This is a genomic window from Pseudomonas grandcourensis (assembly GCF_039909015.1).
GTDB lineage: Bacteria > Pseudomonadota > Gammaproteobacteria > Pseudomonadales > Pseudomonadaceae > Aquipseudomonas > Aquipseudomonas grandcourensis.
Genome location: NZ_CP150919.1, coordinates 2,326,781 through 2,351,787 on the forward strand (window position 1 = coordinate 2,326,781; position 25,007 = coordinate 2,351,787).

The window sequence follows — 25,007 nt, forward strand, 5'->3', positions numbered from 1 at the left end:
GTCAACTTGAGCGAGAGTAGAGCCAGTTCAAGATAGAACGCGGACCACGTCTGTGGGATCGCCGGTAGCCCATAAATAAAGACAATAGGGGTCGTCATGGATCAACCCAGTGCAAGCCCGCAACGCAGTTACACCCGTGGTTCCCAGGACAAAGCCTTGCTGGCGATGACCATCGGCCAGGCGTTCGACAACACGGTCGCGCAGTACCCGGACGGGGAGGCGCTGGTGGTGCGCCATCAACAGTTGCGTTACACCTGGCGGCAATTGGCGGAGGCTGCGGACCTGCACGCCAGAGCACTGCTGGCGCTGGGGCTGCAAGCCGGGGACCGCCTTGGCATCTGGGCGCCGAACTGTGCGCAGTGGTGCATCAGCCAGATTGCCACCGCGAAAATCGGCGTGATCCTGGTCAACATCAACCCCGCCTATCGCAGTTCCGAACTCGAATACGTGCTGAAGCAGTCTGGCTGCCAATGGCTGGTGTGTGCCGGGGCCTTCAAGTCCTCGAACTATCACGCGATGCTGCAAGGCCTGGTGCCGGAGCTGGCCGGGCAATCCATCGGCAAGTTGCAGAGTGAGCGGTTGCCGGAGTTGCGTGGCGTCATCAGCCTGGATGCGCAGCCACCGTCAGGGTTCCTGCCTTGGTCGCAACTGGCCGATCTGGCGGGCGGCGTGACGGTCGAGCAACTGCATGAACGCCAGGACAGCCTGCATTTCGATCAGCCGGTGAATATCCAGTACACCTCGGGCACCACCGGCTTCCCCAAGGGCGCGACCCTCAGTCACTACAACATTCTCAACAACGGCTACATGGTCGGCGAAAGCCTCGGCTTGACCGCAGCTGATCGCCTGGTGATCCCGGTGCCGTTGTATCACTGCTTCGGTATGGTCATGGGCAACCTCGGCTGCATCACCCATGGCAGTACGATGATTTATCCGAACGACGCGTTCGATCCATTGCTGACTCTGGGCGCCGTGGCTGAAGAAAAAGCCACGGCGCTGTACGGCGTACCGACCATGTTCATCGCCATGCTCGATCAACCCCAGCGCGCCGGGTTTGATCTGTCGAGCCTGCGCACCGGGATCATGGCAGGCGCAACCTGTCCTATCGAGGTGATGCGCCGGGTCATCAGCGAGATGCACATGAGCGAAGTGCAGATTGCCTACGGCATGACGGAAACCAGTCCGGTGTCGTTGCAGACCGGTCCTTCAGACGACCTGGAGCTGCGCGTGACCACAGTCGGTCGCACCCAGCCGCAATTGGAAAGCAAGATCATCGACGAAGCGGGCAACCTGGTACCGCGCGGCACCATCGGCGAACTGTGCACCCGCGGTTACAGCGTGATGCTCGGCTATTGGAACAACCCCGAAGGCACGGCGGATGCCATCGATCAGGCGGGGTGGATGCACACCGGTGACCTGGCGAGCATGAACGACGAGGGTTACGTGTGCATTGCCGGGCGCAACAAGGACATGATCATCCGTGGTGGTGAGAATATTTACCCACGGGAGCTGGAAGAGTTTTTCTTCACTCATCCGGCTGTCGCAGACGTGCAGGTGATCGGCATTCCTTGCTCGCGCTACGGTGAAGAGATCGTCGCCTGGATCAAGTTCCACCCCGGCCACAGCGCCACCGAGCAAGAGCTGCAAACCTGGTGCAAGGAGCGCATCGCGCACTTCAAGACGCCGCGTTACTTCAAGTTCGTCGAGGAGTTTCCGATGACGGTGACCGGCAAGATCCAGAAATTCAGGATGCGCGAGATCAGTATCGAGGAGCTCAAAGCGATACGGTAGGAGCTGCCGAAGGCTGCGATCTTTTAGGGTTGGCGAAGGTCACGATCAAAAGATCGCAGGCTGTGCCAGCTCCTACAAGGTTGTGCTTGGATATCTCAAACGCCAGACAGCACAAAGGGGAGCCGAAGCTCCCCTTTAATTTTCGTTTCGCGTGCTCTTTTTTTATTATTGAGGGTCGGTCTGTTTTTGTTTTTGGCAACCGTTGCCCTTTACCGCTGTTTTTGGCGATCCCCATTCGGGATCAAGAGCAAACGTATTTTTTTGAGCGCTGATCTACTTTCTCGCTGAGCGATCCAACCAGTTCGGGAGCTACCTGAAGGTAGTTTTATTATTCTCTGCCCGGTTGCGGGTAACTTCGAAAAGCACCCTGAAAAGCACATCTTCTCCAAAAAAATCTGTTAGCTGCGTCTCTGCCGTGTTGTTTTTGTTATGTCAGAGTCGTTACGTCTTGTTTTTATTAGGTTTGCCGCAATTTTTTTATTCTTGTTGTGCGATAGATATAGCAGGAGGCGTGCCAACTTTTTAAAAGCCTTTAAAATCAATGGTTTGAAAATTTGTAAGGTTTTGCGCCTCAGGCAAACCCCTACATTTTGTTTCCGTGTTACTCGCTTGTGCCCCACGTTTCAGACACAGCGGTAACACCCGGACACACTCAGCACACTCACTGTGCGCTGCGGGCCTTGGCCACGCGGGAACCGGTAGGGCGACCCAATACAGCGCAAATCTGCTGACCGGCATGCATCAAGGCGTCGAGGTCGATTCCGGTGTCGATGCCCAGGCCGTTGAGCAGGTAAACCACGTCTTCGGTGGCGACGTTACCGCTGGCGCCCTTGGCATAGGGGCAGCCGCCCAGACCTGCGATGGAGCTGTCGAACACCGAGATGCCTTCCAGCAGGCTGGCGTAGATGTTGGCCACAGCCTGGCCGTAGGTGTCGTGGAAGTGACCTGCGAGTTTCTCCCGGGGCACATCCTTCGATACCACTTCAAACATCCTGCGGGTTGCGCCTGCGGTGCCGGTGCCGATGGTGTCCCCCAGCGAAACCTCATAGCAGCCCATGGCATACAGCTCGCGGGCGACCACGGCGACCTGTTCCGGGGCGACGTTACCTTCATAGGGGCAGCCCAGCACGCAGGACACGTAACCGCGCACCGTCACGCCATGTTGTCTGGCGGCGTCCATGATCGGCCCGAAACGTTCCAGGCTTTCGCTGATCGAGCAATTGATGTTGCGCTGTGAAAACGCTTCGGACGCCGCCGCGAACACGGCCACTTCCTTGACCCCGGCGGCGAGGGCGTCTTCGAAACCGCGCAGATTGGGGGCGAGTGCGCCGTAGACCACGCCGGGTTTGCGCTGGATCTGCGCAAAGACCTCGGCGGAGCCGGCCATCTGCGGCACCCACTTGGGCGAAACGAAACTGCCGACTTCTATATAGCCGAGCCCGGCTGCGGTCAGCGCGTCGACCAGTTGTACCTTGTCGGTAACACTGATGGGTTGGGCTTCATTTTGCAGGCCGTCGCGTGGGCCGACTTCGACAATGCGTACGTGGGTGGGGAGGGGCATGGGGATCGACCTGTGCTGATTGTTCGGAGAACCCTGTAGGAGCGAGCCTGCTCGCGATGGGCTCCCAAGCACCGCGTTTATCCAGCAAACACGCGTTATCGTTAACGACCATCGCGAGCAAGCTCGCTCCTACAAGGGGGGCGGGTTTTATTGAATGACTTCCTGGCTTTTGAGCGTCTGCTCCAGCGCCTGCACGCAGCGCTCTTCGGCGGTATCGAGCTCCAGTTTCATCTGTTCGATGTCGAGCATTTGCTGTTCAAGCTGTTCCCGGCGCTCGCTGATTTTCGCCAGCATGCTGTGCAGTTGCTTGGTGTTACCGCTGGACGGGTCGTAGAGCTCGATCAGTTCGCGGCATTCAGCCAGGGAGAAACCGATGCGCTTGCCCCGCAGGATCAGCTTCAGGCTGACCTTGTCGCGAGGCGAGTAAATGCGTTCCTGGCCGCGACGCTCAGGACTGAGCAGGCCTTGCTCTTCATAAAAGCGAATGGCACGGGTGGTGATGTCGAGCTCGCGAGCGAGATCGGAAATGCTGTAGGTCTGGCTGCTCATGGACGCGCTCGCAAAAGGTCATGGCGCTAAGCTAATGGCAGGTTGACGTTTACGTCAAGGGGCAGCGATTTTTGCTGTTCTTGCTGGCCCCATCGCGAGCTTGCTCGCGATGGGGGCGCCTCGGTATCAAGCCCTACACCTTCTCGAGCTTTTTCTCCTGTGCCGTCACCTGCTGGCACAACTCGATCATCTGCTCGCGCATCCAGCGGTTCGCCGGGTCCTGGTCGGTGCTTTCGTGCCAGTAGAGGTGGGTTTCCACCGGTGGCACGTCGTTGACCGGCAGATAAAAGGCGTGCAGATCGTTACGACGGGCGAAGCGTTCCGGCACGGTCATGACCATGTCGGTCTGCTGCAACACTTGCGAGGCCATCAGGTAATGCTGGGAGCGCAGGGCGATCTTGCGCTGGATGCCCATCTTGCCCAGCGCCAGGTCGACATAGCCGAGGCCGCTGCGTCGGCTGGAAATATGGATGTGGGTCAGGCCCATGTAATCATCCAGCGTGAGTTTCTCCTTGCCCGCCAGCGGATGCCCCTTGCGCATGGCGCACACGTAGCGGTCCTCCATCAACTTGACGTGACGCACCTGCGGGTCGGTGTTGAGCGGCGCATCCACCGCGAAGTCGAGGCGGCCGGCCGCCAGCTCCTTGGTGGTTTCCCGGCGTTTGGACAGGAAGCTTTCGATGATCACCGTCGGCGCCAGGCGACGCAGGCGCTGGAATAGCAGCGGCAGGATCACCGCTTCGGTGAGGTCGGTCATGCTGATGCGATAGGTCTTGACCGCTTGCTGCGGGTTGAAAATGCGGCTTTCCTGCACCGACACGCGCAGCAGCGAGAGCGCATTGCGCACCGGGCCGATGATGTTCTGCGCCATGGGCGTGGGCACCATGCCCTGGGCGGTGCGCACGAACAACGGGTCGTTGAAGGTCTCGCGCAACCGGGCCAGCGCGTTCGACACCGCTGGCTGGGTAATGCCCACAATCTGCCCGGCACGGGTCAGGTTGGCTTCGGTGTAGATCGCGTCGAAGACGATGAAAAGGTTGAGATCGACCTTGCTCAGATTCATTACGCGGCTCTCTTATTGTGTGGGCGGACTGACCGTGACGATCAGTCGATCATATATCGGTGATGAATGTTTATACACGCCGAGAATAGGCTAGGTAAATTATCAACGCTGTTCTAGCATCGATACATGACCTAAACAACCTCCCCCAAGAAGGTATCTCGCTCATGGATTTCGCTTATTCGCCCAAGGTTCAGGAACTGCGTGAGCGCGTAACAGCGTTCATGGACACCTACGTTTATCCGGCCGAAGCCGTGTTCGAGCGCCAGGTTGCCGAAGGCGATCGCTGGCAGCCGACCGCGATCATGGAAGAACTCAAACTCAAGGCCAAGGCCGAGGGTCTGTGGAATTTGTTTCTGCCTGAGTCTGAGCTTGGCGCCGGCCTGACCAACCTCGAATACGCTCCGCTGGCGGAAATCATGGGCCGTTCGCTATTGGGGCCAGAGCCGTTCAACTGCTCGGCACCGGACACCGGCAACATGGAAGTGCTGGTGCGTTATGCCAACGAAGAGCAGAAGCAACGCTGGCTCGAACCCTTGCTGCGCGGCGAGATCCGCTCGGCATTCGCCATGACCGAACCGGACGTTGCGTCCTCCGACGCTACCAACATGGCCGCCCGTGCGGTGCGCGATGGCGACGAGTGGGTGATCAACGGCAAGAAGTGGTGGACGTCGGGTGCGTGCGACCCGCGCTGCAAGATCCTGATCTTCATGGGCCTGAGCAATCCGGATGCGCCACGTCATGCCCAGCACTCGATGATTCTGGTGCCGGTGGATGCGCCCGGCGTGAAGATCGTGCGTCCGCTGCCGGTGTTCGGTTACGACGATGCTCCTCATGGCCACGCAGAAGTGCACTTTGAAAACGTGCGTGTGCCGTACGAAAACGTCCTGTTGGGTGAAGGACGCGGCTTTGAAATCGCACAAGGTCGCCTTGGCCCTGGCCGGATTCACCACTGCATGCGTTCGATCGGCATGGCCGAGCGCGCACTGGAACTGATGTGCAAACGCTCGGTGAACCGCACGGCGTTCGGCAAGCCTCTGGCACGCCTGGGCGGCAACATCGACAAGATCGCCGACTCGCGGATGGAAATCGACATGGCACGCCTGCTGACGTTGAAAGCGGCGTACATGATGGACACCGTCGGCAACAAAGTGGCGAAAAGCGAGATCGCGCAGATCAAGGTCGTGGCGCCGAACGTGGCGCTGCGGGTGATCGACCGGGCGATCCAGATTCATGGCGGGGCAGGGGTTTCCAACGATTTCCCGCTGGCCTACATGTACGCGATGCAGCGCACCCTGCGCTTGGCCGACGGCCCGGACGAAGTGCACCGAGCAGCGGTCGGCAAGTTCGAAATCGGCAAATATGTGCCGAAAGAGATGATGCGCAGCGGGCACTGACAGACACCGCGTTATCGTTCTTCGCGGGCAAGCCCGCTCCCACAGGTTCCGTGTGATCCCTGTGGGAGCGGGCTTGCCCGCGATTGCGTCAGTCGATCCAGCACATCAACAGCAGATTCAGTAAACCCAAACCTCAACCCGCCGATTCTTGATCCTTCCTTCATCGGCGCTATTGGCCGCCACCGGCATTTCCGCGCCAAAACCGCGAATCTCGCGAAACACCACGCCGTTCTTCACCAACTCGCGCCGTACCGCCATGGCCCGCAGCTTCGACAACAGATCGGCGCGCGCCGGGTCGCTCTTGGCATCGCCAAACCCCACCAGCGTCACTTGCCCGGACATTTTGTCTTGCTGCTTTATATAGTCGAGCACTCGCGTCAGGTCTTGCCGCGCCTTGTTGTCCAGGCTGGCACTGCCTTCTTCGAAGCGAAAATTCACCGACAACCGCTGGGCGTGACGACTGAGGGACTGGTATCCCTCGGGCATCAGCGCATTCGGCGTGACGGCCATGGCCTGGACGGTCTGGGCAATAAACCCGTTGGCGGCGACAATCGCTTGCCCTTTGCTGCTTTGGGCATAGGCCACCAGCGCTTGGGCCCAGGGATTTTTCCCCGTCGGCGGCAGATAGAAGAACAACCGACGGGACAGCGGATAATCTTCCGTGGCTATCAGGCTGTTGAGCGGCAGCATGGCTTGTGATTGACCGTCGACAATGGCCACCGCTTTGGCCCGGCGCACGTAGGGTAAACCGATAAAGCCGATGCCTTGCGGGTCCGCGCTGACCGCATCGGACAGTTGCTCGCTGGACTCGAAGCGTTTCGCCGCGCTACCGAGGGTTTTCCCGCGGCCGCTGAGGACCAGTTCCTTGAAGGTGTCGTAGGTCCCGGACTGATCATCCCGCGCATACAGATGAATCGGCCCGCCGCGACCGCCGATGTCTTCCCAGGTCTTCACCTCGCCACTGAAGATGCGCGCCAGTTGCACGGTGTCGAGTTGGTTCAGCGGATTGTCCGGATGAAGGATGATCGCCAGGCCGTCGATGGCGATGACCTGTTCGGCGCTCGGGCTTTTCAGGTCACCGAGTGATTGCAGGCTGGCCAGTTCGCTGTCCTTGATCGGGCGCGACGAGGCGGCAAGATCGGCGCTGGCGGTTTTTAGCGCGGTGAACCCGGTGCTGGAACCATGGGCCGCCACCTCCACCAGGACCCGACGGCCCTGAACGGTTTCTCCGACGATGCGCAGTTCGTTGGCGGTGTCCGGGGTTTCCCGGTGGATCTTGCGCAGGCCCTGTTCACTCAACAGGCCCTCGACCAGCGCCGGTCCCAATGCGGCACCGATGGTGTTGGAACCCTGAATCCTCAGCACCGGGCCGTTTTCGGGTGTCGGCAAGTCGCCGGCCGAGGCCGCTTGCGGCAAGCCCGTGCACAGCATCAACAGGAACAACACGCGCAGCATCATGCCGGCACCTTAAATAGCCAAAGGAGGTGTCGGGAGATTAAGTCAGTAAGGTTTCGGAAAAATGACACTCGTAGGAGCGAGCAAGCTCGCTCCTACAGGGGATTGATGTGGCCGGGAGAAATCAGCTCAACTCAAGCCAGATCGGCGCATGGTCCGAAGGCTTTTCCATGCCGCGCAGTTCGTAGTCCACCCCCGCAGCCTTCACCCGTGGCAGCAAGCCGTGGGAGGCTAGGATCAGGTCGATACGCAGGCCACGCTTGGGTTCGTCTTCGAAGCCGCGGCTGCGGTAGTCGAACCAGCTGAAGGTGTCGGTCACGTCCGGGTTCAGGTGACGGAAACTGTCGACCAGGCCCCAGTTTTTCAGGCGGGCCATCCACTCGCGCTCTTCCGGCAGGAAGCTGCATTTGCCGGTTTTCAGCCAGCGCTTCATGTTGTCCGGTCCGATGCCGATGTCGCAGTCTTCCGGGGAAATGTTCACATCGCCCATCACCACCAGCGGCTGGTCGTTCTTGAACTGGCTTTCCAGCAATTGCTGCAAGTCGCCGTAGAAACGCTCCTTGGCCGGGAACTTGGTCGGGTGGTCGCGGCTTTCGCCCTGTGGGAAATAACCGTTCATGATGGTCACCGGCACACCGTTGGCGTCGGCGAAGGTGCCCCAGATGAAGCGCCGCTGGGCGTCTTCTTCGTCGGTGGTGAAGCCTTTGTGCAAGGCCAGAGGCTCCTGGCGCGAGAGCAGGGCGACGCCGTAATGGCCTTTTTGCCCGTGGTAGTACACGTGATACCCCAGGGCCTGAACCTCGGCCAGCGGGAACTGATCGTCGTGAACCTTGGTTTCCTGCAAGCCGATCACATCGGGCTGGTGCTTTTCGATCAGCGCCGCCAGCTGATGGGGACGGGCGCGCAGCCCGTTGATGTTGAAGGAGACGATCTTCATGGTCGGCAGTCCTGGCAAAAGGGCGATGCTAGCTGACATGTGGGAATCGGGCCAGTGTGGGGTGAGGGGATTCGGTTTTGTCAGTCAGTCTTGTGTGGGCAGTGATGGCCTCATCGCGAGCAGGCTCGCTCCCACAGGGAATGGATGGGGTCTGTACCTTTGTGGGAGCGAGCCTGCTCGCGAAGGCGATTTCATTGCCTACACTGAGTTCGGATCTGTAAGGAACTGTGTCAGCGCCGACAGGCTCGTAACAACAAGAGCGCAGCCACCCGAGCTGTGCCGGGGAGATCAACCGTCATGCCCGAAACTTCGACAGCCATCGCCGATATTCACATGCTCGACAGCGGCTACGCCCGCGAAGCACGTTCGCTGCTGTACCAGGCTTATCGACACGAGCCGACCTTTGGCTATCTGTTCGAAGCCGAGCGCCCCGGCTACGAACAGCGGGTTCGCGCCACCGTGCGCGAACTGGTGACCCAGCACTTTTTTCAGGACCTGCCGGCCATCGGCCTGCTGGTCAACGACCGCTTGATCGGCATCGCCCTGATCGCACCGCCGCAACGTCGCCTCGGCGTTACCGAAAGTTGGGCCTGGCGCCTGCGCATGGTGCTCAGCACGGGATTTCGTTGCACCCGTCGCTACCTCGAGTACCACGCCGCCGTGGAGGCCTGCGTGCCGAACGAATCGGTGCACGTCCTGCCGTTGCTGGGGGTTCATCCGCAGTTCCAGGGCAAACATTTCGGCGAACAACTGTTGCAAGCCGTGCACAACTGGTGCGCCGTGGATGAAAACTCACAGGGCGTGATCCTCGATACCGGGAATCCTCGCTATCTGGAGTTCTATAAACGTCAGGGCTACGAGGAAATCGGTGAAGTTGCCGTAGGGCCGGTTCGTGAACACGTGTTTTTTCACCCCAATCCCCAGGTGTTACATACTGCAACGGCTTAACAGGCGAACTTTCCGGGCATGTCAGGCTCTATCACGCTCTCAAGCTCGTGATAGCATCCGCGCCTATGAAGTTTCCAGGAAGAATTACCAGCGGTGTGCTGATGCTGATGACCAGCTGCGCAGCGCTGGCACAAAGTGAATTGGATGTACGGATCAAACCGTCCAATGACGAGCTGAAGGCCAATATCGAAGGCTATATCGGCAGCCTCGGCGATCGCGATGAGGAGGCGCTGCTGCGCTTCAGCCGTGGCGCCGAAGAACAGGCGCGCAAGGCCGCCCAGGCCCTGGGTTATTACCAGCCGCACATCGACAGCGAGGTGAAGGGCGGCGAAAAGCCGCGCCTGGTGTTGAAGGTCGACCCCGGCGAGCCTGTGCATCTGCGTAACGTCACGGTGCGTGTCGACGGTCCGGCAGCTTCCCTCAAGGCCTTTCGAATCCCCAAAAGCGACGCGCTCAAGCCCGGTGCCGTGCTCAATCATGGGCATTACGAAGACGCCAAGCGACTGATCCAGAATCAGGCTTCGCGTTATGGCTTTTTCAGCGGCCGGTTCACCCGCTCAAAACTGTCGGTCGACCCCCGTGCCGGTGTCGCCGATATCGAACTGATCTATGAAAGCGGTCCGCGCTATACCTTGGGCAAGGTCAGTTTCGAGGGCGATACGCCGTTCGATGAGGAGCTGCTGCAACGCATGGTGCCGTTCAAGAGCGGCGCCCCGTATGACTCGGAACTGATCGCCGAACTCAATCAGAACCTGCAATCGAGCGGCTACTTCGAAGGCGTTCGCGTGGACACGGCACCCACGGCGTCCAGGGACGAGGCGATCCCGGTGGACGTCAAGCTCGAAACCCGAAAGCCACGGACCATGGGCCTGGGCTTGGGTTTCTCCACCGACGTCGGTCCACGGGCCAAGGCCAACTGGACCCGGCACTGGGTCAACGCGCAAGGGCACAGTTATGGCTGGGAAACCGAAGTCTCGGCACCTCGGCAAAACGTCGGGCTGTTCTACGACATTCCGCTGGACCCGCCACTGACCGACAAACTGCGTTTTGCCGGCGGCTACCAGAATGAAGACATCGCCGGCACCGACACCCACAGCAAGCTGCTGACCCTCGGCCCCGAGTGGCACAGCAAATTGCCCAGCGGCTGGCAACGGGTGGTGTCGCTCAAATGGCAGCGCGAGGATTACCAGCTCGGCGACGACTCGGGACTGAGCACCTTGCTGATGCCCGGTGTGAGCTATTCGTACCTTAAAAGCGACAACCGCATCGACCCGCACAACGGCTATCGGCTGCAATTCGAATCCAAAGTGGCCAAGGAAGGTCTGGGTTCCGACAGCAACTTGCTCTACGGCACGGCGCTGGTCAAAGGCCTGACCACGGTGTTCGATAATCACCGCTTCCTCGGGCGGGTGCAGGTCGGCGGCAGTGCCACCAACGGTTTCAATTCGGTGCCGCCATCGCTGCGTTTCTTCGCCGGTGGCGATCAGAGCGTGCGTGGCTACGACTATCAGAGCCTGTCCCCGGAAAATTCCGAAGGCGACCGCATCGGTGGTCGCTACATGGTCGCCGCCAGCGCGGAATATCAGTATTCCATCGCCGAAAAATGGCGGATCGCGACCTTTGTCGATCAGGGCAACTCCTTCAATACACTCGAACTGCCGAACCTCAAGACCGGGGTCGGTATCGGCGTGCGCTGGGTATCGCCGGTTGGGCCGATCCGCCTCGACCTGGCCCACGCGCTGGACGACGATGGCGGCATTCGACTGCACTTTTCCATGGGGCCTGAGCTGTGAAGCGTGGTTTGAAAGTAACGCTGCTGACGATAGCGGCGCTGGTGGCAGTGGTTGTCCTGACACTGGCCACGGTGCTGGGCACGGCGACGGGCAGCCGCTGGGCGTTGGGCTTCGTGCCGGGTTTGAGCCTGGAAAACTTTCAGGGCCGGTTGGGCGGGCAGTGGAGTGCCGACCGGGTGCTGTGGCAACAGGCCGACAACCGGGTTGAGCTGAGCAAGGTGATTTTCGCCTGGTCGCCGTTGTGCCTGACCCGCATGACCTTGTGCATCGAGCAATTGCAGGCCGATCAAGTCAGTTTGATGTTCCCGCCGGGTGCCGAAGAGCCAGACAGCGGCCCGATCACGCTCCCGGAGCTCAAGTTACCGTTGGCCATCGAACTGGGGGAGATCAAGGTCGGTAGCCTGTTGTTCAACGGCAGCGAAGAACTCAAGGGCTTGCAACTGGCGGCGCACTGGACGACGGCCGGTTTGAAGATCGATGCGGTGTCGTTGCAGCGCGATGACCTGAGCCTGAACCTGTCCGGCCTGCTGCAACCCTCTGGCAACTGGCCCTTGAGCGCCTCCGGTAAGTTGACCCTGTTGTCGACACCTGAACCTTTGGCGCTGGAATTGAAGATCGACGGCGACCTGCTGAAAACCCTGAACCTGAAAGCCGACAGCAGCGGTTACCTCAACGGGCAACTGACTGGCGAACTGCAACCGCTGGTGGAAAACCTGCCGGCCAAGGTGCGGATCACCGCCGATGGCTTCAAGCCCAGTGCCGATCTGCCAGATACCCTGCAACTCAATCAGCTTGAACTCACGGGTGCTGGTGACTTGAAGAACGGCTACGCGCTGCTCGGCAAAGCCACGCTGCCCGCCGAGCAAGGGCCCGTCGCCCTGGCGCTGCAAGGCAAGGTCGACGCCAAGGGCGCGCAGATCGCCGCGCTGGACCTGACCGCCAACGACAAGCAAAGCCTCAAGCTCACAGGGCTTGTGGATTGGAGCAAGGGCCTGAGCGCCGAGGCGAAGATCGACTGGCTGGACTTCCCGTGGCACAGGCTCTATCCGCTCATCGACGAACCGCAGGTAGCGCTTCGCACGTTCACCGGCGAAGTCTCTTACACCGATGGCAAGTACCTCGGTCATTTCGCCGCGGCGGCGGATGGCCCGGCCGGCGCCTTCACCCTGGCCAGCCCGTTCGCGGGCGACCTGACGAAAATCTACCTGCAACAGATTCAACTCCAGGCCGGGCAGGGCAAGGCCGAAGGGCACCTGAACCTGCAATTCGCCGACGGCATTGCCTGGGACACCGCGCTGGACTTGTCGGCGATCAACCCGGCGTACTGGGTCGCGGAGCTGCCGGGCACACTGGCCGGGCCGCTGCGCAGCACGGGCGAGCTGAAGAAAGAAGTGCTCAGCCTCAATGCCGACCTGGACCTCAAGGGCAAACTGCGCGGTCAGCCAGCGGTGATCCAGGCCAAGGCCGATGGCCGTGGCGAACAATGGAACCTCAACGCCCTGCAGGTTCGCCTCGGCGATAACAGCATCAGCGGCAAAGGCAGCCTGCAACAGAAACTCGCCGGCCAGATCGATCTCAAGCTGCCGCGCTTGGCCCAGCTCTGGCCGCAGCTGCGCGGTCAGCTCAATGGCCGCGTGGATGTCGCCGGCACGCTCAAGGCGCCCCAGGGCAAGCTCGACCTGCAAGGCTCGCAACTGGCTTTCCAGGACAATCGCCTGCAAAGCCTCAACCTGGACGCCACGCTGGACAGTGCGCAACGGGCGAAAATCGACCTCAAGGGCAGCGGCATCCAGGCCGGCGACACTTCACTGGGAACCCTGACCGCCAGCGGCCAGGGCGACATCAGGAACCAGAAGTTGAGCCTCGATCTGCAAGGGCCGAAGCTGAAACTGGCGCTGGGTCTGGACGGTGCGCTGGAAAAAGGCAATTGGCGCGGACGCCTGGCCAGCGGTGATATCCAGGCAGGTGGCCAGGACTGGAAGCTGCAAGGGCCGGCGAAACTCGAACGCCTGGCGGACGGCAAAATCAACTTTGGCGCCCATTGCTGGGCATCCGGACAGGCCAGCCTGTGCGGTGAAGACTCGCGTCTGATGCCCGAGCCGAAGCTGCGTTATCACCTCAAGCAATTCCCGATCGACAGCCTCGCACAGTGGTTGCCGAAGGATTTCGCCTGGCAGGGCCGGCTCAACGCCGACCTGCAACTGGACCTGCCGGCCAGTGGCCCGAACGGCCAGGTCAGCGTCGATGCCGGCGGCGGCACGTTGCGCATCAAGGAAAAGGACCAGTGGCTGGACTTCCCGTACCAGACCCTGAAACTGACCAGCAAACTCACGCCCAAGCGCATCGACACCGAGCTCAACTTCGTCGGCGGCAAACTCGGCGAACTGATGGTGCAAGCGCAGCTCAATCCGTTGCCAAAGAACAAACCGTTGAGCGGCTCGTTCCGTTTGAGCGGGCTGGACCTGTCGGTGGCGCGACCGTTCGTGCCGATGGTCGAGAAACTGACCGGGCGCTTGAATGGCAGCGGCACGATATCGGGTGGGCTGCTGGCGCCGCAGGTCAATGGCAGTCTGCAACTCAGCGACGGTCAGATCTCCGGTCCTGAATTGCCGATGGAGCTGAAAAACCTGCACGTTCAAGCGCTCATCGCCGGTGAAAGCGTGCAATTGAACGGCGGCTGGAACAGCGGCAAGGCCGGGCAGGGCAGCCTGAACGGCAACATCGCCTGGGGCCAGGCGCTGGTGGTGGACCTGGCGCTCAAGGGCTCGCAGTTGCCGGTCACTGTCGAGCCATACGCCAAGCTGGAAGTGGCACCGGACCTGAAAATCTCGATGAAGGGCGACGAGTTGGCCATCGCCGGTAAAGTGCTGGTGCCCAAAGGCGACATCACCATTCGCGAGTTGCCGCCGTCGACGGTCAAGGTCTCCGATGACACGGTGATCGTCGGTCAGCAGACCGAGGAGGGCAAACCGCCGCTGGCAATGAAGATGGACATCGAAGTGGTGGTCGGCGAGGACAAGCTGAGCTTTGCCGGATTTGGCCTGACCGCGAATGTGCAAGGGCATGTGCACATCGGCGACAACATGGACACCCGTGGCGAGCTGTGGCTCAACGACGGGCGCTATCGCGCCTACGGCCAGCGGCTTTCGGTGCGCCGGGCGCGCTTGCTGTTTGCCGGACCCATCGACCAGCCGTACCTGGACATCGAGGCCATTCGCAAGACCGACGACATCATCGCCGGCATTCGTTTGAGTGGCAGCGCCGAGCAGCCGACCACGCAGATCTTCTCCGAGCCGGCCATGAGCCAGGAGCAGGCCCTGTCCTATCTGGTGCTCGGGCGTCCGCTGAGCAGCAACGGCGAAGACAACAACATGCTCGCCCAGGCGGCCCTCGGTCTGGGCTTGATGGGCAGTTCCGGGGTGACCAGCGGCATCGCCAAGAACCTGGGCATCCAGGACTTCCAGCTCGACACCCAGGGCAGCGGCGACGCTACCAGTGTGGTGGCCAGCGGCAATATTTCCGAGAAGCTCAGCCTGCGCTATGGCGTCGGCGTGTTCGAACCGGCCAACACCATTGCCCTGCGCTACAAGCTGAGCAAAAAGGTCTACCTCGAAGCCGCCGGCGGCGTGGCCAGTTCGCTGGACATCTTCTACAAGCGGGATTTCTAAGCCCGCTTAAATCAAAAGATCGCAGCCTTCGGCAGCTCCTACGGGTGTACATAAAACCCTGTAGGAGCTGCCGAAGGCTGCGATCTTTTTTGCATTATCCGACGCCATTGATCAAGTATTTACCAAGCATGCTAACTATTGCGTTGACATTCGCTGCCTAGGCAGTAACATCTCGACATACATTCACTGCCTAGGCAGCTAATTGGTGTTCAGATGAAACATTTCTCTCCAGAAGATTTCCAGAATTGCCATCTCGGCCTGTTGCTCGGGCGTGCCGCGCTGCTCAAGGACCGGATCATCGATACCCACATGGAACCCCACGGCATCACTGCCGCGCAGTTCAAGGTGTTGATCATCATTGCCCAGTTCGGCGTCGATTCGCCGGGCGAGTTGTGCCGTCACCTGTCCCTGGACAGCGGCTCGATGACGCGCATGCTCGATCGTCTGGAGCAGAAGGGTTTCCTCGCCCGCCAACGCTCCGAGGCGGATCGCCGTCAGGTGCAGTTGGTACTGACCGAAGAAGGTCAGAAGCTGGCCGACCGCCTGCCGCACATCGGTGCCGAAGCCATGAATGAACTGGCCGGAGCCATCACTCCGGAAGAACTGAAAACCCTGGAGTTGATCCTGAAGAAAATTTTGGTGGCAGCCGGTGACTCGATCACCCTGCTGCGGGTAGGTGACAAATGAGCAGTAACCCCTTGCGTACCGGCCTGAGCCTGGTGCTGTTGGCCATGAGCGTCGCCGGTTGCGCCAGTTACAGCGGCCTGAAAACCGAAGGCGTGAGCCTCGACGCGAAAAACCTCAAGGCCGGGCAATCCCTCAGCGGTGTGACTTTGTCGCCCGCCGCCTGGCCGGAAAGCGACTGGTGGAAAAGCCTCGGCGACCCGCAACTCGACGGCCTGATCCGCGAGGCCCTGCGCGACAGCCCGGACATGCAGATCGCCGACGCCCGTGCCCATCAGGCCAGCGCTGCCGCTTCCGCCGCCGACGCCGAGCGGATGCCGACCCTGGATGCCAGCGCCGGTGTCAGCCGCTCGCGCCTGGCCCGGGACCAGGACCCGCGCGGGCAGGGCGACGCGTACGCCACCATTCGCAACATCAGCACCGGTTTTAATTACAACTTCGACCTGTGGGGCGGTCAGCGCGATGCCTGGGAAGCGGCCCTCGGCCAGGCCCGCGCCGCCGAAGTTGACCAGCAGGCTGCGCAACTGACCCTGGCCGCCGATGTCGCCCGGGCCTATAGCGATCTAGGCCAGGCACACATCGTCTACGACCTGTCCAATGAAGACCTCAAGCGCACCCGGCAAATGCTCGACCTGAGCCAGCGGCGCCTGACTGCCGGGATCGACAGTCAGTACCAGTTCCAGCAGACCGAAAGCCTGGAAGCCACCTCCCAGGCCAACCTGATCGACGCCGAAAAGCGCTTGAACAGCGCGAAAATCGCCCTGGCCGTTCTGCTCGGCAAAGGCCCGGACCGCGGCAATGAAATTGCCCGCCCGAACATTCTTCAGCCGGGTGCGGTAGCGCTACCTTCGGTGCTGCCGGCCGAGTTGCTCGGGCGTCGCCCGGACCTGGTGGCCGCACGCTGGCGGGTCGAAGCGGCGAGCAAAAGCATCGATGCCGGCAAGACCCGGTTCTATCCCAACCTGAACCTCAGCGCCGCTGCCGGTGCCGAATCCTTGTTGGGCGATGCGATGTTTGGTTCGGCCAGCCGCTTCTTCAACATCGCACCGACGATCTCGGTGCCGATCTTCGACGGTGGCCGTTTGCGCGCCGACCTCGATTCCCGCGACGCCGATTACGACCTCGCGGTGGCGCAGTACAACAAAAGCCTGGTCAAGGCGCTGGGGGATGTCAGTGACAGCATCAATCAGCTTCGTGATATCGGCCGGCAGATCGCTGCCCAGCAGCACGCCACCGACATCGCCCAGGATTCCTACAACACCGTGGTCCAGCGTTACGGTTCCGGCATCGGTAACTACCTGGACGTGCTCAGCATCGAGCAGCAGTTGCTCCAGGCCCAGCGCCAACTGGCCAACCTGAATGCCGAGCAGATTGACCTGTCGATCCAACTGATGCAGGCGCTGGGCGGCGGTTTCCAGCCTGAGGCCATCGCCTCGGCCAACGCCACGCCAGCCACGCTGACCCACTAATTCAAGGTACTTGTCATGGCCACTGCCGATACAACTCAACCTCCTGAAAACACCCAGGGCAACCCCAACTCGGGCAAGCGCAAGTTCATGCTGCTGGTACTGGCTGCCGCCGTCGTGCTGAGCGGCGCGGGCGTCTGGGCCTACCACGAGTTCTACGGGCGCTGGAGCGAAAGCACCGACGACGCCTATGTGAACGGCAACGTGGTGGAAATCACCCCGTTGGTCACCGGTACTGTGGTCAGCATCGGCGCCGATGACGGTGATCTGGTTCATGAAGGCCAGGTGCTGGTGAACTTCGACCCGAACGACGCCGAAATCGGCCTGCAAAACGCCCAGGCCAATCTGGCGCGTACCGTGCGCCAGGTGCGTGGCTTATACAGCGATGTGGACGGCATGAAAGCCCAGGTCAACGCGCAGAAAGCCGAAGTGCAAAAGGCCCAGGACAACTTCAACCGGCGCAAGAACCTCGCGGCCGGCGGGGCGATTTCCCAGGAAGAACTGTCCCACGCCCGCGACGACCTGACCTCGGCGCAAAACGCCTTGGCCAACGCCGAGCAAAAGCTCAAGACCACCAGCGCGCTGGTCGATGACACCGTGGTTTCATCGCACCCGGACGTGATGGCCGCCGCCGCGCAATTGCGTCAGGCGTACTTGAACAACTCGCGCAGCGTGCTGATTGCACCGGTCACCGGTTACGTGGCCAAGCGTTCTGTACAGCTTGGTCAACGAGTGCAACCTGGCACCGCGCTGATGGCGGTGATTCCGCTGGATCAGCTGTGGATCGACGCCAACTTCAAGGAAACCCAGCTGCGCGACATGCGCATCGGCCAGCCGGTGCAGATCGAGACTGACCTGTACGGCAACAGCGTGAAATACAGCGGCACCATCGATAGCCTCGGCGCCGGGACCGGCAGCGCCTTTGCCCTGCTGCCGGCGCAGAACGCCACCGGCAACTGGATCAAGATCGTGCAGCGCGTGCCGGTGCGAGTCCACGTCAACGCCGAAGAACTGGCCAAACATCCGCTGCGGGTCGGCCTGTCGACCATGGTCGATGTGGACCTGCACGATCAGAGCGGACCGGTGCTGGCGCAACAGCCACCGCAGAAGGCGTCGTTCAGCACCAACGTCTACGACCGTCAGTTGACCGAGGCCGACGCGATGATCACCCAGTTGATCCACGACAACAGCGCCGCGGTCAGCAAGACCGCGCAACGCTGATTCGCCAATCCGTCAGCTGCGCCGGCAACCGGCGCAGCGCCAGACCCGCTCCAAAAAAATCAGCTTCAAAGGATTCGCGATGAGCAATAACGCGTCTTTCACACCGCCCAGCCTGCTGCTCAGCACCATCGGCCTGTCGCTGGCGACCTTCATGCAGGTGCTCGACACCACCATCGCCAACGTGGCGCTGCCGACGATCTCCGGCAACCTGGGCGTGAGCTCGGAGCAGGGCACCTGGGTGATCACCTCGTTCGCCGTGAGCAACGCCATCGCCTTGCCGCTGACCGGTTGGCTCAGTCGGCGTTTCGGCGAGGTGAAGCTGTTTGTCTGGGCGACGCTGCTGTTCGTGCTGGCTTCGTTCCTGTGCGGGATTGCCACCTCGATGCCGGAACTGGTGGGTTTCCGGGTGCTGCAAGGGGTAGTGGCCGGGCCGCTGTACCCGATGACCCAGACCTTGCTGATTGCGGTTTACCCCCCGGCGAAACGGGGGCTGGCGCTGGCGCTGTTGGCGATGGTCACGGTGGTCGCGCCGATTGCCGGGCCGATCCTCGGCGGCTGGATCACCGACAGCTACAGCTGGCCATGGATTTTCTTCATCAACGTGCCGATCGGTCTGTTCGCGGCATGGGTGGTGACCCAGCAGATGAAAAAGCGCCCGGTGGTCACCAGCCGCCAGCCGATGGATTACGTCGGTCTGATCGCGCTGATCATTGGCGTCGGGGCTTTGCAGATCGTGCTCGACAAGGGCAACGATGCCGACTGGTTCGAATCCAGCTTCATCCTGATCGGCTCAGTGATTTCGGTAGTGGCCCTGGCGTTCTTCGTGATATGGGAAATGACCGACGAACACCCGGTGGTCAACCTGCGACTGTTTGCCCATCGCAACTTCCGCTACGGCACCATCGTGCTGATCCTGGGCTATGCCGGGTTCTTCGGGATCAACCTGATCCTGCCGCAGTGGCTGCAAACGCGGCTGGGCTACACCGCGACCTGGGCCGGTTTTGCCGTGGCCCCGCTGGGGATCCTGCCGGTGCTGCTGGCGCCGTTTGTCGGCAAATACGCACCGAAATTCGACATGCGCCTGCTGGCGGGCGGGGCGTTCCTGGCCATCGGCCTGAGCTGTTTCATGCGCGCCGGTTTCACCAATGAAGTCGACTTCCAGCACATCGCCATGGTGCAGCTGTTCATGGGGATCGGCGTGGCGCTGTTCTTCATGCCGACCCTGACCATCCTGCTCTCGGACTTGCCGCCGAGCCAGATTGCCGACGGTTCGGGGCTGGCGACATTCCTGCGGACCCTGGGCGGCAGCTTCGCGGCGTCGTTGACCACCTGGATCTGGATCCGTCGGGCCGATCAGCATCACGCCTACCTGACCGAAAGCATCACCCCCTTCGATCCGGCGACCCGCGAAGCGCTGACCAACCTGGGCGGGGCAGGGGCCAAGGCCTATACGCAGCTGGATCAGATGGTGGTCAGCCAGGCGTACATCATGTCCACGGTGGACTACTTCACCTTGCTGGGCTGGATGTTCTTTGGGCTGATATTGATTGTGTGGCTGGCCAAGCCGCCGTTTACAGCGAAGGCCGGGCCTGCGGCTTCCGCGGGGCATTGAGTCAACGCAAGCCCCTGTGGGAGCGAGCTTGCTCGCGATGGCGGTGGATCAGTCAACAGAGATGTTGAATGTTAATCCGCTATCGCGAGCAAGCTCGCTCCCACAGGGTTCTATGTTCGGCTGTTAGTTCGCGGGTGCTTCGAGTTGCGGCGGAGGCGTGAAATCAAAGGGCGCCAGCGCAAACCCTTGCTCATCCACCTGCAACGCCCACCCTTGCCGATCCCAATCCCCCAGCACAATGCGCCTGGCCGCTTGCTCGCCAAGCTGCAACTTGTGAATCGCCGGACGGTGGGTGTGCCCGTGGATCAAGGTCTTCACGCCGTATTCCTGCATGATCCGCGGAATCTCCTCGGGCGTGACATCGACAATGTCATTGGCCTTCATCCGCGTTTGCGCACGGCTTTCACTGCGCAGCTTGCGCGCCAGCTTGTGCCGGGTGCGCAGCGGCAGATGCCGCAGGATGAACAGCGTGATCGGGTTGCGCAGGTAGCGGCGCAGCTTCATATAGGCTTCGTCGCGGGTGCAGAGGCTGTCGCCGTGCATCAGCAGCACCGGCTCGCCGTTGAACTGCACGACACTCGGATCCTTCAGCAGGGTACAGCCGGCTTCTTTGCAGAAGGCCTTGCCGAGCATGAAGTCGCGATTGCCGTGCATCAGAAAAATGGCCGTGCCGCTGTCGCTGATGTCGCGCAGGGCCTGGCAGATGGAGCGCTGGAAGGGTGTCATGGCGTCGTCGCCAATCCACACCTCGAAGAAGTCGCCCAGGATGTACAACGCACTCGCCGAGCGGGCGCGTCCGGCGAGCAAATCCAGAAACGCCCGGGTAATGTCCGGGCGCTCCTCTTCCAGATGCAAGTCTGAAATCAGCAATATCACTCAATGATCTCGGCTTTCTCGATGATCACGTCGTCTGCTGGTACGTCCTGGTGGCCGGACTTGGAGGTGGTGGCCACGCCTTTGATCTTGTCGACAACGTCGGTGCCGGCGGTCACTTTACCGAATACCGCATAGCCCCAGCCCTGCACGTTCTTGCCGCTGTGGTTCAGGAAGCTGTTGTCGGCCACGTTGATGAAGAACTGCGCGGAAGCCGAATGCGGCTCCATGGTGCGGGCCATGGCAACGGTGTACTTGTCGTTGGAAAGACCGTTGTCAGCTTCGTTCTGGATGCTTGGGCGCTTGTCTTTCTTTTCTTTCATGCCTGGCTCGAAACCGCCGCCCTGGATCATGAAGTTACCGATGACACGGTGGAAAACGGTGTTTTCGTAGTGACCGGCTTTAACGTACTCAACGAAGTTGGCCACGGTGATCGGGGCTTTGTCGGCGTTCAGTTCGAGGACGATGTCGCCATGGTTGGTAGTCAGTTTGACTTGGGTCATGATCGGTACTCTTTTGAGATGAAGCATATCTAAGGAATTCGTGGTGTTGGAACATCGCGTCCCGCCACCGGTTCAGCCTTTTTGGCCAAGGTGCGCAGTTTAGCGTGCCAGACGCGAATTTCGAGGCTGTTTTTTCATTTACGGCCTATTAAATACGACGGTTTACAGAGTGCGCTCTGTCAGGTACTTGACGGCATCGGCTATGATAGCGGCTTTGTTTTGTCCGGCCTTCATTACGGCCACGCACTTGTACGTTCAAGGATCCTATGAGCAAGCCCACTGTCGACCCTACCTCGAATGCCAAGACCGGCCCTGCCGTGCCGGTCAACTTCCTGCGGCCGATCATCCAGGCAGACCTGGACTCGGGCAAGCACACGCAGATCGTCACCCGTTTCCCGCCTGAACCCAACGGCTACCTGCACATCGGCCACGCCAAGTCGATCTGTGTGAACTTCGGCCTGGCCCAGGAGTTCGGCGGCGTCACGCACCTGCGTTTCGACGACACCAACCCGGCCAAGGAAGACCAGGAATACATCGACGCGATCGAAAGCGACGTCAAATGGCTGGGCTTCGAATGGTCCGGCGAAGTGCGCTACGCCTCGCAGTATTTCGACCAGTTGCATGACTGGGCGGTGGAGTTGATCAAATCCGGCAATGCCTACGTCGATGACCTGACCCCGGAACAAGCCAAGGAATACCGTGGCAGCCTGACCGAGCCGGGCAAGAACAGCCCGTTCCGCGACCGCTCCGTGGAAGAGAACCTGGACCTGTTCGCCCGCATGAAAGCCGGCGAGTTCAAGGACGGCGCACGGGTGCTGCGAGCAAAGATCGACATGGCCTCGCCGAACATGAACCTGCGTGACCCGATCATGTATCGCATCCGTCACGCTCACCACCACCAGACCGGTGACAAGTGGTGCATCTACCCGAACTACGACTTCACCCACGGTCAGTCGGACGCCATCGAAGGCATCACCCATTCGATCTGCACCCTGGAGTTCGAAAGCCACCGTCCGCTGTACGAGTGGTTCCTCGAGCACTTGCCGGTGCCGGCCAACCCGCGCCAGTACGAGTTCAGCCGCCTGAACCTGAACTACACCATCACCAGCAAGCGCAAGCTCAAGCAGTTGGTCGATGAAAAGCACGTCAGCGGCTGGGACGACCCGCGCATGTCCACGCTGTCGGGTTTCCGCCGCCGTGGCTACACGCCGAAATCGATCCGCAACTTCTGCGAAATGATCGGCACCAACCGCTCCGACGGCGTGGTTGACTTTGGCATGCTCGAATTCAGCATCCGCGACGACCTCGACCACAGCGCCCCGCGTGCCATGTGCGTGCTGCGTCCGCTGAAAGTCGTGATCACCAACTACCCGGAAGGCCAGGTCGAGAACCTCGAACTGCCGTGCCACCCGAAAGAAGACATGGGCGTGCGCGCGTTGCCGTTCGCCCGTGAAATCTACATCGACCGTGAAGACTTCATGGAAGAGCCGCCGAAGGGCTACAAGCGCCTGGAACCGGCCGGTGAAGTGCGCCTGCGTGGCAGCTACGTGATCCGTGCCGACGAAGCGATCAAGGACGCCGACGGCAACATCGTCGAACTGCGCTGCTCGTACGATCCGGACACCCTGGGCAAGAACCCGGAAGGCCGCAAGGTCAAAGGTGTGGTCCACTGGGTGCCGGCTGCGGCCAGCGTCGAGTGCGAAGTGCGTCTGTACGATCGTCTGTTCCGTTCGGCCAACCCAGAGAAGGCCGAAGACAGCGCCAGTTTCCTGGACAACATCAACCCTGATTCGCTGCAGGTACTCACCGGTTGTCGTGCCGAGCCTTCGCTGGGCAATGCACAGCCGGAAGACCGTTTCCAGTTCGAGCGCGAAGGTTACTTCGTCGCGGATATCAAGGACTCGAAACCAGGTCAGCCGGTATTCAACCGTACCGTGACCCTGCGTGATTCGTGGGGCCAGTGATTCAAAGGATTTAACGTGCTTACGATCTACAACACGCTCACCAAGAGCAAAGAAGTCTTCAAGCCGCTCGATGGCAACAAGGTGCGCATGTACGTGTGCGGCATGACCGTTTACGACTATTGCCACCTGGGCCACGGCCGCAGCATGGTCGCGTTCGACCTGGTGACGCGCTGGTTACGCTTCAGCGGCTACGACCTGACCTATGTGCGCAACATCACCGACATCGACGACAAGATCATCAACCGGGCCAACGAGAACGGCGAGTCGTTCGAAGCGCTGACCGAGCGCATGATCGCGGCGATGCACGAAGATGAAGCGCGCCTGAACATCAAGAAGCCGGACATGGAGCCGCGTGCCACCGACCATATCCCGGGCATGCACGCGATGATCCAGACCCTGATCGACAAGGGCTACGCCTACGCCCCGGGCAATGGCGACGTGTACTACCGCGTCGGCAAGTTCATGGGCTACGGCAAGCTGTCGCGCAAGAAGATCGAAGACCTGCGCATCGGCGCCCGCATCGAAGTCGACGAGTCCAAGCAGGACCCGCTGGACTTCGTATTGTGGAAAGCCGCCAAGCCGGGCGAGCCGAGCTGGGAATCGCCGTGGGGCGCCGGGCGTCCGGGCTGGCACATCGAATGCTCGGTGATGTCCACCTGCTGCCTGGGCGAGACCTTCGACATTCATGGCGGCGGCAGCGACCTTGAGTTCCCGCACCACGAAAATGAAATCGCCCAGAGCGAAGCGGCCACCGGCAAGACCTACGCCAACGCGTGGATGCATTGCGGCATGATCCGTATCAATGGCGAGAAGATGTCCAAGTCCTTGAACAACTTCTTCACCATTCGCGACGTGCTCGACAAGTACCACCCGGAAGTCGTGCGTTACCTGCTGGTGTCGAGCCACTACCGCAGCGCCATCAACTACTCGGAAGACAACCTCAAGGACGCCAAGGGCGCCCTGGAGCGTTTCTACCACGCGTTGAAAGGCCTGCCGAACGTGGCTCCGGCCGGCGGGGAGGCGTTCGTCGAACGTTTCACCACGGTGATGAACGACGACTTCGGTACGCCGGAAGCCTGCGCGGTGCTGTTCGAGATGGTCCGCGAGATCAACCGCCTGCGTGAGAGTGATCTGAACGCAGCGGCCGGTCTGGCAGCCCGTTTGAAAGAACTGGCCAGCGTGTTGGGTGTGTTGCAGCTCGAAGCTGATGACTTCCTGCAAGCCGGCGCCGAAGGGCGTGTGGATGCAGCTGAAGTCGAAGCGCTGATCGCTGCGCGCCTGGCGGCACGTGCCGGCAAGGACTGGGCCGAATCCGACCGCATCCGCGACCAGCTCACTGCCATGGGCGTGGTGCTGGAAGACGGCAAGGGCGGCACGACCTGGCGTCTGGCTGACTGATTGCTGTAGTGCTTACAAAACAAAACCCGCCTTGTGCGGGTTTTTGTTTATGGGTAACTGAAAGTCTGCTGGTGCCTTGACTGACGCCATCGCGAGCAGGCTCGCTCCTACATTGGGTTTCCGCCAG

At 60.9% G+C, this 25,007-nt stretch carries 18 protein-coding genes; 11 read left to right on the forward strand and 7 right to left on the reverse strand.

The genetic code is table 11. From position 1 onward, the window contains the following. Positions 1–96 precede the first annotated feature (96 nt). Complete coding sequence (locus AABM52_RS10420; RefSeq protein ID WP_347911671.1) at positions 97–1,791, forward strand: AMP-binding protein; 1,695 nt, start codon at positions 97–99, stop codon at positions 1,789–1,791. Positions 1,792–2,452: 661 nt separating this feature from the next. Here AABM52_RS10420 and AABM52_RS10425 read toward each other — a convergent pair. The 3 genes from AABM52_RS10425 to AABM52_RS10435 all read right to left on the reverse strand — a co-directional run bounded on the left by AABM52_RS10425 (position 2,453) and on the right by AABM52_RS10435 (position 4,964). Further along, a complete protein-coding gene (locus AABM52_RS10425; protein ID WP_347911672.1) occupies positions 2,453–3,352 on the reverse strand; it encodes a hydroxymethylglutaryl-CoA lyase in 900 nt (299 codons plus the stop codon). 147 nt (positions 3,353–3,499) lie between these two features. Then, positions 3,500–3,901, reverse strand: a complete 402-nt coding sequence (locus tag AABM52_RS10430; RefSeq protein WP_057714129.1) for a MerR family DNA-binding transcriptional regulator — start codon at positions 3,899–3,901, stop codon at positions 3,500–3,502. Positions 3,902–4,034: 133 nt separating this feature from the next. Next, the gene (locus tag AABM52_RS10435) at positions 4,035–4,964 is read right to left on the reverse strand and encodes a LysR family transcriptional regulator (protein ID WP_347911673.1); all 930 of its coding nucleotides are present in this window, start codon (positions 4,962–4,964) and stop codon (positions 4,035–4,037) included. A gap of 164 nt (positions 4,965–5,128) precedes the next feature. Here AABM52_RS10435 and AABM52_RS10440 point away from each other — a divergent pair, with 164 nt between their 5' ends. After that, entirely contained in the window at positions 5,129–6,358 is a 1,230-nt protein-coding gene (locus tag AABM52_RS10440; protein WP_347911674.1) for an acyl-CoA dehydrogenase, read from the forward strand. Positions 6,359–6,475: 117 nt separating this feature from the next. Here the strand turns inward: AABM52_RS10440 and AABM52_RS10445 are convergent, their stop codons facing one another. Beyond that, positions 6,476–7,816: a phosphate ABC transporter substrate-binding/OmpA family protein gene (locus AABM52_RS10445; protein ID WP_347911675.1), complete on the reverse strand. Its 1,341-nt coding sequence runs from the start codon at positions 7,814–7,816 to the stop codon at positions 6,476–6,478. 121 nt (positions 7,817–7,937) lie between these two features. Continuing rightward, positions 7,938–8,750, reverse strand: coding sequence for an exodeoxyribonuclease III (xthA, locus tag AABM52_RS10450; protein ID WP_347911677.1), 813 nt, complete (start codon positions 8,748–8,750; stop codon positions 7,938–7,940). 297 nt (positions 8,751–9,047) lie between these two features. Here xthA and AABM52_RS10455 point away from each other — a divergent pair, with 297 nt between their 5' ends. From AABM52_RS10455 to AABM52_RS10485, 7 genes are all read left to right on the forward strand, one after another. After that, positions 9,048–9,698 carry a GNAT family N-acetyltransferase gene (locus AABM52_RS10455; RefSeq protein ID WP_347911678.1) on the forward strand — a complete coding sequence of 217 codons (651 nt, stop codon included), beginning with the start codon at positions 9,048–9,050 and terminating at the stop codon, positions 9,696–9,698. Positions 9,699–9,763: 65 nt separating this feature from the next. Then, on the forward strand, positions 9,764–11,491 hold the full coding sequence (locus tag AABM52_RS10460) for an autotransporter assembly complex family protein (protein WP_347911679.1): 1,728 nt from the start codon (positions 9,764–9,766) through the stop codon (positions 11,489–11,491). Continuing rightward, positions 11,488–15,159: a translocation/assembly module TamB domain-containing protein gene (locus tag AABM52_RS10465; RefSeq protein WP_347911681.1), complete on the forward strand. Its 3,672-nt coding sequence runs from the start codon at positions 11,488–11,490 to the stop codon at positions 15,157–15,159. Before AABM52_RS10460 ends, AABM52_RS10465 begins: the two co-directional genes overlap by 4 nt. Before the next feature lie 213 nt (positions 15,160–15,372). Next, complete coding sequence (locus AABM52_RS10470) at positions 15,373–15,846, forward strand: MarR family transcriptional regulator (protein ID WP_347911682.1); 474 nt, start codon at positions 15,373–15,375, stop codon at positions 15,844–15,846. Next, a complete protein-coding gene (locus AABM52_RS10475) occupies positions 15,843–17,312 on the forward strand; it encodes an efflux transporter outer membrane subunit (protein ID WP_347911683.1) in 1,470 nt (489 codons plus the stop codon). Before AABM52_RS10470 ends, AABM52_RS10475 begins: the two co-directional genes overlap by 4 nt. 15 nt (positions 17,313–17,327) lie before the next feature. Further along, positions 17,328–18,530, forward strand: a complete 1,203-nt coding sequence (locus AABM52_RS10480) for an HlyD family efflux transporter periplasmic adaptor subunit (protein WP_347911684.1) — start codon at positions 17,328–17,330, stop codon at positions 18,528–18,530. Between the two features lie 58 nt (positions 18,531–18,588). Continuing rightward, positions 18,589–20,142 carry a DHA2 family efflux MFS transporter permease subunit gene (locus AABM52_RS10485; RefSeq protein ID WP_347912607.1) on the forward strand — a complete coding sequence of 518 codons (1,554 nt, stop codon included), beginning with the start codon at positions 18,589–18,591 and terminating at the stop codon, positions 20,140–20,142. 123 nt (positions 20,143–20,265) lie between these two features. Here the strand turns inward: AABM52_RS10485 and lpxH are convergent, their stop codons facing one another. Together lpxH and AABM52_RS10495 are read right to left on the reverse strand one after the other, a co-directional pair. Then, entirely contained in the window at positions 20,266–21,018 is a 753-nt protein-coding gene (lpxH, locus tag AABM52_RS10490) for a UDP-2,3-diacylglucosamine diphosphatase (RefSeq protein ID WP_347911685.1), read from the reverse strand. Beyond that, entirely contained in the window at positions 21,015–21,518 is a 504-nt protein-coding gene (locus AABM52_RS10495; protein ID WP_046037821.1) for a peptidylprolyl isomerase, read from the reverse strand. The genes lpxH and AABM52_RS10495 overlap by 4 nt, the downstream gene beginning before the upstream one ends. A gap of 266 nt (positions 21,519–21,784) precedes the next feature. On the opposite strand from AABM52_RS10495, the gene AABM52_RS10500 reads away from it, so the two are divergent. Beyond that, a complete protein-coding gene (locus AABM52_RS10500) occupies positions 21,785–23,482 on the forward strand; it encodes a glutamine--tRNA ligase/YqeY domain fusion protein (protein WP_347911686.1) in 1,698 nt (565 codons plus the stop codon). A 15-nt stretch (positions 23,483–23,497) separates the two neighbouring features. Beyond that, positions 23,498–24,880: a cysteine--tRNA ligase gene (gene cysS, locus AABM52_RS10505; protein WP_347911687.1), complete on the forward strand. Its 1,383-nt coding sequence runs from the start codon at positions 23,498–23,500 to the stop codon at positions 24,878–24,880. Positions 24,881–25,007: the final 127 nt, after the last annotated feature.